Below are 14738 nucleotides of genomic sequence, written 5' to 3'. Positions count from 1 at the left end.
GCTTCCCTCGCGTTCGAGGGAAGCGCGACAGCCGTCAAACGCGGCTGGCGATGGCCTTGGCGAAGCTCATCGTGTTGCCCTCGCCGCCCAGATCCGGCGTCAGCGAATCCTTGGCTTCGAGCGTGGCGACGATCGCATCGCGCAGGCGGGTAGCCTTCTCGGGCAGGCCGAGATGGTCGAGCATCTGCGCGGCGCCAAGCAGCAGCGCGCACGGATTGGCGATGCCCTTGCCGGCGATGTCCGGCGCAGAACCATGCACGGCTTCGAAGATCGCCGCGTCGGTGCCGATGTTTGCGCCGGGCGCGAGGCCCAGGCCGCCGACCAGACCCGCGCAGAGGTCGGAGATGATGTCGCCGAACAGGTTCGTGGTGACGATGATGTCGAACTGTTCCGGCCGCATCACCAACTGCATGCAGGTGTTGTCGACGATCATCTCGTTGCACTGGATTTCCGGATACTGCGCGGCCACCTCGCGTGCCACCTTCAGGAACAGGCCCGAGGTCGACTTGAGGATGTTGGCCTTGTGGACCACCGTGACCTTCTTGCGGCCGGTCTTGCGGGCCAGGTCGAAGGCATAGCGCACGATGCGCTCGGAGCCCTTGCGGGTGATCTTCTGCGTGAGCGTGGCGGTGGCGCCGTCCTCGCTGACCATTTGGCCTTCACCGATGTAGGCGCCTTCGGTGTTCTCGCGCACCGTGATCAGGTCGACGCCGCTGGGGAAGCGCGACTTGGTGTTCGGGAACGACTTGGCCGGACGCACGTTGGCGTACAGATCGAAACGCTTGCGCAGCTCGACGTTGATCGAGGAGAAGCCCTCGCCCACCGGCGTGGTCAGCGGGCTCTTCAGCGCGACGCGGTTCTTGCGGATCGAATCCATCGTCGCCTGCGGCAGCAGCTCGCCGTGCTTCTCGAGCGCGGCCAGGCCGGCGTCGGCTTCCTCGTACTGCAAGCCGAGCTGCATCGCGTCGAGCACGTGCAGGGTGGCGTCCATGATCTCCGGGCCGATGCCGTCGCCGCGGATGACCGTAATCGTCTGGGTCATTGGTGTGGGGTCCATGCAGAAGCGCGCCACACGGCGTCCGTGCGGCGCAAAGGCGAAAAATCAGCTGGATATTATGCCCGAAGCGCATCTTTTTTCCTTCTCCCCCTGGGAGAAGATGCCCGCAGGGCGGATGAGGGCGGGAAATGACGTGCCGTAGAACGCTCGGTAGCGCGGAGTTTTTACTCCCTCATCCGGCGCTTCGCGCCACCTTCCCGGAGGGAGAAGGAAAGCCAGTCAATCATGGTCGTGCGCGTCCGGAGCCGGTGCGTCCCCCTGCTCCAGCCGGTCGAGGAAATCCACGGCGCGGCGCAGATGCGGGATCACGATGCTGCCGCCCACCACCAGCCCGACCGAGAACGTCTCGAACATCTCCTCGCGGTTCACGCCGGCCTCGCGGCATTGCGCGACGTGGTAGCTGATGCAGTCGTCGCAGCGGAGCACGAGCGAGGCGACCAGGCCCAGCAGCTCCTTGGTCTTCACGTCCAGCGCGCCGGCCTGATAGGTCTGGGTGTCGAGGGCGAAAAAGCGGCGCACTACCTGGTTGGGTTCGGCCAGGATGCGCTCGTTCATGCGCTTGCGGAATTCCGTGAACTGACGGACGCGATCGTCCTCGCCCGTACCGCCGCCCGCGCTCACGAGGCGTCTCCGGACAGCAGCGGATCGAGCTTGCCGGCGCGATGCAACGCCATCATGTCGTCATAGCCGCCGACGTGGGTGCTGCCGATGAAGATCTGCGGCACGCTGGTGCGGTGGGTCAGCGCCACCATCTTTTCGCGCTGCGAGGGGTCGAGGTCGACACGCACCTCGCTCCATTCCAGGCCGCGGCCCTTGAGGAAGTTCTTGGCCGCTACGCAGTAAGCGCAGGCGGCACCGGTGTAGAGGGTGATTTCCGGGGTATTGCGGGCGTTCAAGACGATCTCCTGAACTAAGGAGGCGGGATATGGTCGAATGATGGGGTGCCTGGCCGCGGCTCCCCAGGGGCATGCCTGCAACACAGATGACCGCGTACAGGTGGAATTATGGAATCTTCAGGCGCGCGCATCCATGCTTTCTCCCAGATCGTTGATGCCGAGGCATCCCGTGCCCTTGACCAGATTCATTGATGTGATCCGACGCACGGTGTTTCCGGCATCGCGGGATTTCGGGCGGAATTCCGGTCGCTTGCGGGCGTTCGTCCGGCGCATCGGACACCGGCTGGCACGCATCCCCTCCCCGCTTCTGTACGCCACCGCATTGACGCTCACGGTGGCCAGCCTGTGCGCGCCCGCCCAGGAGACCAAGCTTCCGGACATCGGCTCCTCCGCCGGCACCGTGCTCGGCCCGGCCGAGCAGAAGGAATACGGCCAGATGATGCTGGCGCAACTGCGCCACTACGACTACATCCTCGAAGACCCGCTCGTCGACGAATGGCTGCGCACGCTCGGCACCCGCCTCGGCTCCGCCAGCGACAATCCGAAGCAGGACTTCACCTTTTTCATGATGAAGGACCGCCAGATCAACGCCTTCGCCACGCTCGGCGGCTACGTCGGCGTCAACGCGGGACTGGTGCTGGCGGCGGACACCGAGGACGAAGTGGCCGGCGTGCTCGGCCACGAAATCGCCCACGTCACCCAGCAGCACGTCCTGCGCAGCGTGGAACGCGCCAAGCGCGACAGCATTCCGATCCTGCTGGCGATGCTGGGCGCGATCGCGATCTCGCAGTCCGGCGGCAATTCCTCCGGCGACGCCGCCATGGCCGCGATGGCCAGCGCGCAGGGCATCGCCGCGCAGCGCCAGATCAACTACACCCGCTCCAACGAATCCGAAGCCGACCGCCTCGGCATCCAGACGCTGGCGCGCAGCGGCTACGACCCGCGCGCGATGGCGCAGATGTTCGAGACCATGCAGGCCCTCTCGCGCGTGAACCGCGGCGGCGAGAAGGAACGCACGCCCGACTACCTGATGACCCACCCGGTCACCACCTTGCGCATCGCCGAGGCCAAGGAACGCGCCGAACGCATCCTCCAGAAGCAGCGTAACGTGCGCGCGATCACCGCGACACCGGAAGCGACCCGCGTCGAACAGGTGCCGGTGCCGGAAGGCCCGATCAGTTCGGCGCCGGCCAGCAGCAATCCGCTGCTGCCGAGCGCGCTCAATCTTTCGGTCGACGGCCTGTACCGCAACGACGAAACCCAGTACGGCTGGGTGCGCGAACGTCTGCGCGTGCTCAGCGCCGACAGGCCCTCGGCGGCCGTGCAGGAATACGAGCGCATGGCGCGCAACGGCAAGCTCAGCGACGCGCAGCGCTACGGACTCGCGCTCGCGCGCCTGCTCAGCGGCAGCAGTGCCGCGGCGATGACGGATCTCAGCGCGCTGCTGACCGAATATCCCGGAGATCTCTGGCTCTCGCTCGCCATGGGGCAGGCCGAAGCGCGCGCCGGCAAACAGGACGCCACCGACACGCGCTTCAAGGGATTGCTTTCACGCATGCCCGGCAATCGCGCCGTCGCCCTCACCTATGCCGGCGTGCTGGGCGAACGCAACACCAAGGCCGCGGGCCAGCAGGCGCAAGCCATTCTGCGACCGCTACTGAGCTCGGCCAGCGACGACCCGCTGTTCCAGACCACCTTCGCGCGCGCCAACGAGATCGCCGGCGATCCGATTCGCGCCGGCGAGGCCTACGCCGAAGCCGCCTACCTCAATGGCCGCGCCGAGCAGGCGCTGGTGCAGCTCAACAATCTGAAGCGGCGCGACGATCTGGATTACTACGCGCGCGCGCGCATCGATGCGCGCATCGCGGCGATCACGCCGACGGTGTTGGAGCTGCGGCGGCAAGGCATGCGGGATCAGGATGTGCGGCCGCAGTAGTCGGCCGTGAATTTCCCAGATTACTGACGACCCAATAAATCTCTCATCTGCTCGAGAGTGTAGAAGCGCGTGTTGGTGATCTGCCTGACATTACCGGGCGCGAATGCCGAGTCGAACGTAATGATGGGGCCATACACGAAACCATTGAGCTTGCCGAAGCTCGACAAGCTACGAACGATGGTAAGACTGTAGCCACGGCCGACGTAAAAAGTCGTGCCGCCATCGGCGGGAAGCGGCATGTCTTCGTCGATCTTGGCGAAGGTCGGTGCCTTGCCGGCAACAACGTCCTGGAAATCACGAGCGGCCTCGTTGATCGTCCGTCGTTCCTCTGGAGCTAGCAACGAGAGGTCGACACCCTCGAAAGGATGACTGGATGCCGTCGGGAAAGCAGTGATAGCCGGAGAAGGCATGCTCAACAGGATCGCCGGAGCAAGAAGAAACGCATGAATCCCTCACTGCTCCCGGCGTCGTAGTTCAACTCCATCCACCACCATCGTCCACGCGCCCTCCACCTGCTTCGGCCGCTGCGTCACCTTGAACCGCGTGGTCATCGGCCCGACCCCCACGACGAAATCGTCGCCCTCGAACGCCTTGATCGGCGCGTTCACCGACTTGCTCATGCCCGGCTTCTCGCGCTTGTAGCTGACCATGCCGCCGGCATCGATGGCGAGCGTCATCTGCTCCGCACCCCGGATGCCGGTCCAGATGCCGACATAGTCCTTCCGATCCTCCGGCAACGGCTTGGCACAGGCGGCCAGCCCCAGCAGGCAGATGACGAAAAACGACAGAAAACGTTTCACACCCCTTCTCCTTGAATAGTCCCTGATCCCTAGGCGGCCGAGTCTAGCGCCGGCAGCCCCGGCGGGGCGGCCGTAATCGGTGTAACGTGACCGTCACAAAACTGTCGTCTAATCTCAGCGTCCAGGCTTCTGCCCCGCTAAAGCATGCAAAAACGCATCCTGATCGTCGACGACGAGCCCGCCATCCGCGACATGGTGGCCTTTGCCCTGCGCAAGGGTGAATACGAGCCCGCCCATGCCGGTGACGCCCGCGAAGCCCAGGCGTCCATCGCCGACCGCGTCCCCGACCTGATCCTGCTCGACTGGATGCTCCCCGGCACCAGCGGCATCGAGCTGGCCCGGCGCTGGCGCCGCGAAGCGCTGACCCGCGAGGTGCCGATCATCATGCTCACCGCCCGCGGCGAGGAAAACGATCGCGTCGGCGGCCTCGAGGCCGGCGTCGACGACTACGTGGTCAAGCCCTTCTCCTCGCGTGAACTGCTGGCGCGCATCCGCGCGGTGATGCGCCGCTCGCGCGATGACGACGAGGACGGCAGCGTCGCGGTCGGCCAGCTGCGCATCGATGGCAGCGCGCACCGCGTCTTCGCCAGCGATGCTCCCGTGTCGATCGGCCCCACCGAATACCGCCTGCTGCATTTCTTCATGACCCACCCCGAACGCGTCTATACGCGCTCGCAACTGCTCGATCACGTCTGGGGCGGCAGCGTCTATGTCGAGGAGCGCACCGTCGACGTGCACATCCGCCGCCTGCGCAAGACGCTGGAACCGACCGGGCTGGAAGGCATGGTGCAAACGGTGCGCGGCGCGGGTTATCGCTTTTCCGCCGCGATGTGAGCGTTCCTCCCCTTGCTTAGAGGGGAGCAGCGAACGCGACAGCGCCAACTCTGACGTTCCAACGCCGTCTGTCACAATTCCCGCATGCCCCCTCACGCCCGCACCGCCTGGATCAAGACGCTCGGCCAGCTGGCGCTGATCCTCGTCGCCGCGCTGGTGCTTGGGCTGCTGATCAAGCATCCGTGGCCGGTGCTCACGCTCACCGCGCTTGGCATCGTCGCCTGGCATTACTGGAAGCTGCGCGATGTGCTGACGCGGCTGACCGCGCGTCAATGGATCGCCCCGCCGGCCGCCGGCACGGGCGTGTGGAGCGAACTCGACCGCCTGCTCTACCGCAGCCAGGACGAAACCCGCTCACGCAAGCACCGCCTGGTCGAAATGCTGCGTGCCTACAGCGCCGCCGCCGCCGCACTGCCCGATGCCGTGGTGGTACTGGAACGCAACAATCAGCGCGTACGCTGGTTCAATGACGCCGCCACCAACCTGCTCGGCTTGCACTATCCCGACGACATCGACGCCCCACTGAGCGAACGCCTGCAGCCGCTGCCGGTGTCGCATTGGCTCGCCACCGGGCGGCATGCCGAGCCGTTGCTCGACGCGCCCTCGCCCGTCGATCCGGCGATCCGCCTCAGCCTGCGCCTGATCCCCTACTCCGACGAACTCTGGCTGCTGGTCGCGCGCGACGTCAGCAAGCTGATGCGCCTGGAACAGATGCGCCGCGACTTCGTCGCCAACGTCTCGCACGAACTGCGCACGCCACTCACCGTGGTGCACGGCTATCTCGACATGCTCGATCCCGCCGACCAGCCCGAGTGGGCACCGATGCTCAGCGAGATGCAGCGCCAGTCGCAGCGCATGACCCAGCTCGTCGAGGACCTGCTGACGCTCTCGCGCTTGGAAGCACAGGACAGCCTCACCGACGAATCCGTGGCGATGACGCCGATGCTCGCCACGCTCAAGCGCGAGGCCGAAGCGCTGAGCCAGCGTCGCCACGAGATCACGATCGAGGATGTCGCCCAGGTCGACCTGTGGGGCTCGATCAAGGAACTGCACAGCGCCTTTTCCAATCTCGTCGCCAACGCCGTTCGCTACACGCCGGCCGGCGGCCGCATCAGCATCCGTTTCGCGCGCAGCGATGACGGCGGCGCCGTCCTCTCCGTGCAGGACACCGGCTACGGCATCCCCGCCGCGCATCTGCCGCGCATCACCGAACGCTTCTATCGTGTCTCCACCAGCCGTTCGCGCGAACTCGGCGGCACCGGCCTCGGCCTGTCGATCGTGAAGCACGTCCTGCAGCTGCACCAGGCCCGCCTCGAAATCGAGAGCGAAGTCGGTCGCGGCAGCCTCTTCTCCTGTCACTTCGGTCCCGAGCGCACACGCGTTCGCGACAAAGCCCCCTCCTCTTCCGCCCTCCTATGAATCCTCCAGCCGTCGCCAATCTCGAAACTCCCGCGACCGACAACGCGCAACAGGATGCCCTGCGCGATCCCTCGCTGTACTTCAACCGTGAGCTGTCGCAGCTGGACTTCAACTTCCGCGTGCTGGCGCAGGCGCAGGACGTGACGGTGCCGCTGCTCGAACGCCTGCGCTACCTGTGCATCTCCTGCACCAATCTCGACGAGTTCTTCGAGATCCGTGCCGCCACCGTGCGCCATGCCCAGGATTTCGGCATGCCCATCGCCACCGATGGCGTGGCTCCCGCGACCCTGCTCAAGCGCATCCACGACCGCGCCGCGGAACTGGTGGAAGCGCAATACCATTGCTGGAACTATGAGCTTCGCCCGGCGCTCGCCGAAGCCGGAATCCGCGTCCTCGGCCGCGACAGCTGGAACTCGAAACAGACGCGCTGGCTGCGCGCCTATTTCCGTGACGAAATCCTGCCTGTCCTGTCTCCGCTCGGACTCGATCCGGCGCATCCGTTCCCGAAAATCCTCAACAAATCGCTCAACATCGTGGTGGTGCTCAAGGGCAAGGACGCCTTTGGCCGAACCGGCAACCTCGCCATCGTGCGCGCCCCGCGTTCGCTGCCGCGCATCATCCAGCTGCCGCAGAAAGTCTCCGGTGGCGAATACGACTTCGTGTTCCTGTCCTCGATCCTGTCGGAATTCGTCGACGAACTGTTCCCGGGCATGGAGGTGAAAGGTGCCTATCAGTTCCGCGTCACCCGCAATTCCGAATTGATCGTCGACGAGGACGAAGTCGAGAACCTCGCCCTCGCCCTGCGCGATGAACTGGTGGGCCGCGGCTACCTGCGTGCCATGCGGCTGGAAATCGCCGCGCAATGCCCGAAGCCCATCGTGCAGACGCTGCTACGCAACTTCGATCTCACCGACAATGCCGTCTACCGCATCAACGGCGCGGTCAACCTCAGCCGCATCATCCAGATCTACGACGAGGTCGATCGCCCCGATCTGAAATTCCCGCCGTTCCAGCCACGCTTGATGACGGACAGCGACACCATATTCGACCGCATCGGTGATGGCGATGTGCTGCTGCACCACCCCTTCGACAGCTTCGCGCCCGTGGTGGAACTGATCAAGCAGGCCGCCGAAGACCCGAACGTACTGGCGATCAAGCAGACGCTGTACCGCACCGGCAAGGACTCGCCCATCGTCGAGAACCTGATCCAGGCCGCGCGCAACGGCAAGGATGTGACCGCCGTGATCGAGCTGCGCGCGCGCTTCGACGAAGAGGCCAACCTCGCCTTCGCCGACCGCCTGCAGGAAGCCGGCGTGCAGGTCGTGTACGGCGTGGTCGGCTTCAAGACCCACGCCAAGATGCTGCTGATCGTGCGTCGCGAAGGCCGCAAGCTGCGCCGCTACGTACATCTGGGCACCGGCAACTACCATTCCGGTACCGCGCGCGTCTATACCGATTTCAGCCTGATCACCGCCGATCCCGACATCGGCAACGACGTGCATCTGATCTTCCAGCAACTGTCCGGCCTCGCGCCCGCGATCAAGCTCAAGCGGCTGCTGCAATCGCCCTTCACCCTGCATACCGGCGTGCTCAAGCGCATCGAGCGCGAGACCAAGCATGCCAAAGCCGGCAGGCCAGCACGTATCATCGCCAAGATGAACGCCCTCAACGAACCCGAAGTCGTGCGTGCGCTGTACAACGCCTCGCAGGCCGGCGTCCGCATCGACCTGATCGTGCGCGGCGCCTGCACGCTGCGCCCGGGCGTGCCCGGCTTCTCCGACAACATCCGCGTGCGCTCGATCGTCGGCCGTTTCCTTGAACACAGCCGCGTCTACTGGTTCGCCAACGACGGCGATCCCGACCTGTTCTGCACCAGCGCCGACTGGCTCGAACGCAACCTGCTGCGACGCGTGGAAACCGGCTTCCCGATCCTCGATCCCGAACTCGCGGCGCGCGTGCAGGACGAGGCTCTCGACAACTATCTCGCCGACAACCTCAACGCCTGGGAACTGCAGAGCGACGGCAGTTACCGCAAGTTGCAACCGGAGAACGGCGACATGCCGCATTCGGCGCAAGCGGCTCTGCTGGCTAAAATCTGCGCATGAGTCCAGCCCTCGCCCGCGCTGCCGCCGCACCACTGCAAGACGGCGAACTGCTCGCCGCCATCGACCTCGGCTCCAACAGCTTCCACATGGTGGTGGCGCGCTACATGCTCGGGCAGTTGCGCACCATCGACCGCATCCGCGAGACCGTGCGCCTGGCCGAAGGCCTCGACGGCAAGGGCGGCTTGCGCGTCGACGTGCGCCAGCGTGCGCTGGACTGCCTGGCCCGCTTCGGCCAGCGCATCCGCGACATCCCACCCGAGCGCGTGCGCGCCGTCGCCACCAACACAGTGCGCGCGCTATCGGCGCCGCAGAGCTTCCTCGTCCCGGCCGAAAACGCGCTCGGTCACGCCATCGAAGTGGTCTCCGGCCGCGAGGAGGCGCGACTGGTCTATCTCGGCGTCGCCCACGCGCAACCGCCGAAGCCGGGACAACTGCGCCTGGTGATCGACATCGGCGGCGGTTCCACCGAATGCATCATCGGCAGCGGCTTCGACGCGGTCGAGCGTGAAAGCCTGCAGGTCGGCTGCGTTGCCAGCACGCGACGCTTTTTCAGCAACGGCAAGCTCTCGCGCAAGCGCTGGAAGGAAGCGTTGACCGAAGTGAGCGCGGAATTCCAGCAGTTCGCCGGCATCTACCGTGCGCTCGGCTGGAACGAAGTACTGGGCTCGTCCGGCACCAACAAGGCCATCGGCGATATCTGCGCCGCGATGAAGCTCACCAAAGGTTCGGTCACCGCCGAAGCGCTGCCGCAAGTGCGCGACCGGCTGCTGCAGGCCGAGACCATCGACGCGATCACTCTGCCCGGCCTCTCCGAGGATCGCCGCCCGATCATCGCCGGCGGCGTGCTCGTGCTCGAAGCTGCGTTCGACGCGCTCGGCATCGACCGCATGGTCGTCAGCAAGGCGGCGTTGCGCGAAGGCGTGCTGCACGACATGGTCGGCCGCGCCGGCGACCATGATCCGCGCGATGCCTCGATCGCCGCGCTGATGCAGCGTTATGCCATCGATCCCGAACAGGCCTCCCTGGTCGAACAGACCGCGCTGCACTTGTTCGATCAGGTGGCGGGAACCTGGCAACTCACCGCCGACGACCGCCTCATGCTCGGCTGGGCCGCGCGCGTACACGAACTCGGCCTCGCCATCGCGCACAGCCAGTACCACGTCCACGGCGCCTACGTGCTGGAGAACTCGGACATCGCCGGCTTCTCACGCCAGGAACAGCAATTTCTCGCCGCGCTCGTGCGCGCGCACCGGCGCAAGATCTCCAAATCGAACTTCAACGCCCTGCCCGACCGCCTCCTCGCCGCCGCGCGCCGCAGCGCCGGCCTGCTGCGCATCGCCGTACTACTGCATCGCGCCCACGAGACCGCGGCGATCCCGCAACTCGATGCCGCCGCCGAGGGCCCCGCGCTGGCGATCGCGTTATCAAAACGTTGGCTGGAATCGCGCCCGCTGCTGCGCGCCGACCTCGCCGGCGAACCGGACGATCTGGAAGCGCTCGGCATCGTGCTGGCGGTGCAGACGGTCTGAATTCCGCCTCGCCGGCGCGCTCCGCCGTTCTTGAAGGGTATCGCCGCCGCCCATAGGTCATGATTTCATGACCACTCCGGAGCGACGCGCATGAAGACCCAAGGCTTTCTCGATCAGCTGCTGAAGACCGCGCAACAGAGTCTCGGCGGCGGAACACTCGATGGCCTGCTGGAAAACAAGGCGCCGGTCCGGCAGGAAGCCCCGCAACAGCAGGAAAAGCGTGGCGTGCTCGGCACGGATTTTCTCAACGCCGATTTCGGCAAGGGCGCGCTGGCCGGCGGCGCGCTCGGCCTGCTCCTCGGCAACAAGAAGGTGCGCAAGCACGCCGGCAAGATCGCTCTCTACGGCGGCGTCGCCGCGGTCGGCGTGTTGGCCTACAAGGCTTATGGCGAATATCGCAAGCAGCAGGGCCAGCCCAACGTCGAGCCGCAAACCGTCGATCGCCTGCCGCCTCCGCAGGCTGAGCAGCATAGCCAGGCGATCCTCAAGGCCCTGGTCGCCGCCGCCAAGGCCGACGGCCACATCGACGGCCACGAACGCGAGGTCATCGAAGGCGAATTCACCCGCATCGACAGCGACCCGCAACTGCGGCAATGGCTGCATGCCGAACTGGAAAAGCCGCTCGACCCGGCCGAAGTGGCCTCGGCCGCGACCACCCCGGAAATCGCCTCGGAGATGTACCTCGCCAGTCTGCTGGCCGCGGATGAGCAGAGCTACATGGAGCGCGCCTATCTCGACGAGCTTGCGCGCCAGCTGAAAATCGACGATGCCTTGAAAGCGCAGCTGGAGCAGCAATTGCAGCAAGCCAAAGGGCAATAAACCCTTTGTGAATAATCGGCACGTCAAACCAATGACATAAGGGCTGTCGCAGAGCTGTCACCAAAGCGCCATCGTGACGTCATCGGCCGACAACACGATGGCGGCACCCGAACCCTGCCCGGACGCCGCGTATGCATTACGCGATCGTGACCGAAACCTGGCCACCAGAAGTCAACGGCGTTGCGCTGACGGTGCAGTCGTTGGAGCAGGGTTTGCGCGCACGTGGACACGAAGTGTCGCTGGTGCGGCCGCGCCAGCATGTCGGGCAGCAATCCCTCGCACATGAAACGTTCGTGCGCGGTGCGGGGTTGCCTAAATACCCAGGCTTGAAATTCGGATTCCCGTCCACGCGCCGGTTGTCGCATCTGTGGAGCATGCACCGCCCCGATGCCATCTATGTCGCCACGGAAGGTCCGCTCGGGTGGTCGGCCTTGCGGGCAGCGCGCAAGCTCGGCATTCCTGCCGCTACCGGGTTCCACACGCGCTTCGACAGCTATATGCGCGATTACGGCGCGGCCTTCCTGGAGGGAACGGCACTGCGCTGGATGCGCTATTTCCATAACGGCGCCGACGCCACCTTGGTGCCGACGCGCGAGTTGCAGTCCTTTCTTTCCGGGAACGGCTTCGACAACGTGAAGCTGCTTCCGCGTGCCGTCGACACGGTCTTGTTCGATCCCACCAAGCGCGACCCTGCCCTGCGCACCGAATGGGGCATCAGCGAAGACACCGTGGCCGTGGTGCACGTGGGTCGCATCGCGGCGGAAAAAAACCTGGGGCTGGCGGTGCGCGCCTTCCGCGCCCTGCAGACGGTGCAGCCGGATGCGCGCTTCGTCTGGATCGGCGATGGGCCGGCGCGCGAGCGCCTGCAGCGCGAGCATCCGGACTTCATCTTTCGCGGCGTGCAGCGCGACGAATCGCTCGGACGACATTTCGCCAGCGGCGATCTGTTCCTGTTCCCCAGCCATTCGGAAACCTTCGGCAACGTGACGCTCGAGGCAATGGCCAGCGGGCTCCCGACCGTGGCATTCGATTACGGCGCGGCGCACGAATATCTGCGGCATGGCGTGCACGGTGCCGCCATCGCCGACGGCGACGATGAAGGCTTCATCGAAGCCGCCTGCAGGATCGGGCGCGACCCCGCACTGCGAGCCGCGATGGGCGTCGCCGCGCGCAACGCGGTCGCCAGCTTGCGGCCGGAGCAGGTCGCGGCGGAATTCGACAACATTCTTGAAGGGCTCGCACGAGCACGAGGAGGCGCCGATGCAGGCACTGTCGCCGCGTAGCCGCATGCTCGCCCGCGAATCGGGCTGGTGCCTGCGGGCAAATCGATACGGCGCGCGCGACGGCGTGCGTCGCTTCTTCGCCATCGTCAGCCGGCTCGGTGACGGTGCGTTCTGGTACGCGCTGATGGCGATCCTCGTGCTCTGCGATGGATACGACGGGTTGTTCGCTTCCGCGCACATGGCGGGCACCGGCCTGATCGCGTTGCTGTTGTACAAAGGGCTGAAGCGCTGGACACGCCGGCCGCGTCCGTTCGCGTCCGATGTGCGCATCCGCGCGTGGGTGGCGCCGCTGGACGAGTTCAGCTTCCCGTCTGGGCATACGCTGCATGCCGTCGCCTTCACACTGGTCGCGATCGCGCATTATCCGATCCTCGTCTGGGTGCTGGTGCCGTTCGCGGCGAGCGTGGCGCTGTCGCGGGTGGTGCTTGGTCTGCACTACCCCAGCGACGTGTTGGCAGCGACAGCGATTGGCAGCGGTCTGGCTGGTTTTTCGTTGTGGCTCATTCCGAACGCGACTCTGTTTGGGTGAAGCGGGCAGTTGTGGTTCGATGCCGCGTGTCTGCCGAATGCCCGGCCAGGATCACCTGACCGGGCACTTCCTTCTCTCACTGCGGCAACGCCGTGGTCCGATACCAGTCGACGCGACGCGTGATCACCATGATCGCCGCCAGAATCACGAACAGCAGGCCGGCGCCGAGCACAAGAGCATTGTCTTCGGATACCAGCAGACCGTAGAGCGCCGCATAAAGCATCGCCAGCATCGCCGAAAACCCGATGCCTCTCGCGACGCTGTGCAGGACGTTGCACAGATAGAACCCGATCAACCCGATGCATGCCGCACTCGCCGCCAGGTACGCCCGCCCAAAAGCGATGTGTTCGGACAGACTGACCAGCAGCAGAAAGAAAATCGCCAGCGCCAGCCCAACCAAACCGTATTGGATCGGATGTATGCGCAGTTGCTTGATCAACTCGAACATGAAGAATCCAACGAACGTCAGCATCACGAACAGCAGCCCGTACTTGGTGGCACGATCGGCCTGGGAATAAACGTTGACAGGCTCCACGAGCGAGACACCCATCAGATCGAACGTGCCGGGAGCACCGGTAGCAAGCGCGGAAATCTGATCGGATCCGATGCGGCTGCCACGCAGGTACTGCGCCTGCGCATTGCTTGCCAGCGATGACACTTCCCATGTCGCCTTGAAGCCGGTGCCATCCACCTTACGCGTCCGCGGCAGAAAAGCGCCGTTGAATTGTGGATGCGGCCAGCGCGAATCGATTTCGAGTTTGTTGCTGTCGCCGAGCGGCGCGAAGGCAAAGGCTTCGCTGCCTCCGACCTCGATCTGCAATTGTGTCGAAAATGCCATTTGTGCTCCCGCAGCCGGCGCTCCGAAACGTGTATGCAGCCCCGGGGCATCGCTCGCACCCAGCCCCCGCTCCAGCGAGACTTCCTTGCCATCGACCCGTAGCTTCGGCATTCCGCGCAATCCGCGCACGTCGGCGATGCCGTAGGCCAGCCAAGGCCGCCCGATCTTGCGCGGCAGGTTGGGATCGACATCGCGTGGGATCATGACGTCGAACCGTGCCGCCATCGTGCCGGCAAGCGAAAACATCCGCACTTCGTGCAGGCCGAGGCGGCGCGTGTAGGGCGTCATCTGTCCGGAGAGCGCCAGCGATTTCGGGAAGAAGACCCACTGCCCGCTCTCGCCGTCACGCTTCACCTTGCGCACCACTTCGCCGGCCTTGTTGGTTTCCTCGACTTCAACGGTCTCGGTGTAAGGCACCACCAGCACGGGACCGGCCACGCCTTGCGCTCCCGCTTCACTGCGCGCGATGGTCGCCACCGCCTGTTCGCGGTAGGTCTGACGTTCCGAGATCGTGCTGCGGATCATGCTCAATGGGATCAGGATCAGCAGCGTCAACACCACAACGACGGCTATCTTGAAAATCGACGAAATCCTGGAAACGAGTTGCACGGGAATCCTCCTCTGTCGTGTTGCAGGACAGGATTCCGCAGGCGTGCGGGGCCGCGATGGCGGCATGGTGAAGTCAGGGTGAAG

14 protein-coding genes are annotated in these 14738 nt (G+C 65.3%); 8 read left to right on the top strand and 6 right to left on the bottom strand.

The window, feature by feature from the left end:
* Positions 1-34: 34 nt before the first annotated feature.
* From LG367_RS13945 to grxC, 3 genes are all read right to left on the bottom strand, one after another.
* A complete protein-coding gene (locus tag LG367_RS13945; protein ID WP_226469861.1) occupies positions 35-1042 on the bottom strand; it encodes an isocitrate dehydrogenase in 1008 nt (335 codons plus the stop codon).
* 234 nt (positions 1043-1276) lie between these two features.
* Positions 1277-1612: a carboxymuconolactone decarboxylase family protein gene (locus tag LG367_RS13940; protein WP_226469928.1), complete on the bottom strand. Its 336-nt coding sequence runs from the start codon at positions 1610-1612 to the stop codon at positions 1277-1279.
* 62 nt (positions 1613-1674) lie between these two features.
* Entirely contained in the window at positions 1675-1953 is a 279-nt protein-coding gene (gene grxC, locus LG367_RS13935) for a glutaredoxin 3 (protein WP_264179917.1), read from the bottom strand.
* Between the two features lie 292 nt (positions 1954-2245).
* Between grxC and LG367_RS13930 the strand changes: the two genes are divergently transcribed.
* Positions 2246-3889 (top strand): M48 family metalloprotease, encoded by a 1644-nt coding sequence (locus LG367_RS13930; RefSeq protein ID WP_226469926.1) that lies wholly within the window; start codon positions 2246-2248, stop codon positions 3887-3889.
* Positions 3890-3909: 20 nt separating this feature from the next.
* Here the strand turns inward: LG367_RS13930 and LG367_RS13925 are convergent, their stop codons facing one another.
* Together LG367_RS13925 and LG367_RS13920 are read right to left on the bottom strand one after the other, a co-directional pair.
* Positions 3910-4305, bottom strand: coding sequence for a hypothetical protein (locus tag LG367_RS13925; protein WP_226469860.1), 396 nt, complete (start codon positions 4303-4305; stop codon positions 3910-3912).
* A 36-nt stretch (positions 4306-4341) separates the two neighbouring features.
* A complete protein-coding gene (locus tag LG367_RS13920) occupies positions 4342-4689 on the bottom strand; it encodes a hypothetical protein (RefSeq protein WP_226469859.1) in 348 nt (115 codons plus the stop codon).
* 144 nt (positions 4690-4833) lie between these two features.
* On the opposite strand from LG367_RS13920, the gene phoB reads away from it, so the two are divergent.
* The 7 genes from phoB (at position 4834) to LG367_RS13885 (ending at position 13207) form a co-directional block, all read left to right on the top strand.
* Complete coding sequence (gene phoB, locus LG367_RS13915) at positions 4834-5523, top strand: phosphate regulon transcriptional regulator PhoB (RefSeq protein ID WP_226469858.1); 690 nt, start codon at positions 4834-4836, stop codon at positions 5521-5523.
* Positions 5524-5607: 84 nt separating this feature from the next.
* Positions 5608-6942, top strand: coding sequence for a phosphate regulon sensor histidine kinase PhoR (gene phoR / locus LG367_RS13910; RefSeq protein WP_226469857.1), 1335 nt, complete (start codon positions 5608-5610; stop codon positions 6940-6942).
* Positions 6939-9047, top strand: coding sequence for a polyphosphate kinase 1 (ppk1, locus tag LG367_RS13905; protein ID WP_226469856.1), 2109 nt, complete (start codon positions 6939-6941; stop codon positions 9045-9047). Before phoR ends, ppk1 begins: the two co-directional genes overlap by 4 nt.
* The gene (ppx, locus tag LG367_RS13900; RefSeq protein WP_226469855.1) at positions 9044-10576 is read left to right on the top strand and encodes an exopolyphosphatase; all 1533 of its coding nucleotides are present in this window, start codon (positions 9044-9046) and stop codon (positions 10574-10576) included. The genes ppk1 and ppx overlap by 4 nt, the downstream gene beginning before the upstream one ends.
* A gap of 90 nt (positions 10577-10666) precedes the next feature.
* Positions 10667-11395 (top strand): tellurite resistance TerB family protein, encoded by a 729-nt coding sequence (locus LG367_RS13895; RefSeq protein WP_226469854.1) that lies wholly within the window; start codon positions 10667-10669, stop codon positions 11393-11395.
* Between the two features lie 131 nt (positions 11396-11526).
* Complete coding sequence (locus tag LG367_RS13890; RefSeq protein WP_226469853.1) at positions 11527-12678, top strand: glycosyltransferase family 4 protein; 1152 nt, start codon at positions 11527-11529, stop codon at positions 12676-12678.
* Complete coding sequence (locus tag LG367_RS13885; protein WP_425490976.1) at positions 12656-13207, top strand: phosphatase PAP2 family protein; 552 nt, start codon at positions 12656-12658, stop codon at positions 13205-13207. The genes LG367_RS13890 and LG367_RS13885 overlap by 23 nt, the downstream gene beginning before the upstream one ends.
* Before the next feature lie 76 nt (positions 13208-13283).
* Here the strand turns inward: LG367_RS13885 and creD are convergent, their stop codons facing one another.
* Positions 13284-14654: a cell envelope integrity protein CreD gene (gene creD, locus LG367_RS13880; protein WP_226469852.1), complete on the bottom strand. Its 1371-nt coding sequence runs from the start codon at positions 14652-14654 to the stop codon at positions 13284-13286.
* Between the last annotated feature and the right edge of the window lie 84 nt (positions 14655-14738).

This window comes from Luteimonas panaciterrae (genome assembly GCF_020511115.1).
GTDB classification, from domain to species: Bacteria; Pseudomonadota; Gammaproteobacteria; order Xanthomonadales; family Xanthomonadaceae; genus Luteimonas; species Luteimonas panaciterrae.
The sequence above is the reverse complement of the archived record's forward strand: the minus strand, read 5'-3'. Positions and strand labels throughout refer to the sequence as shown.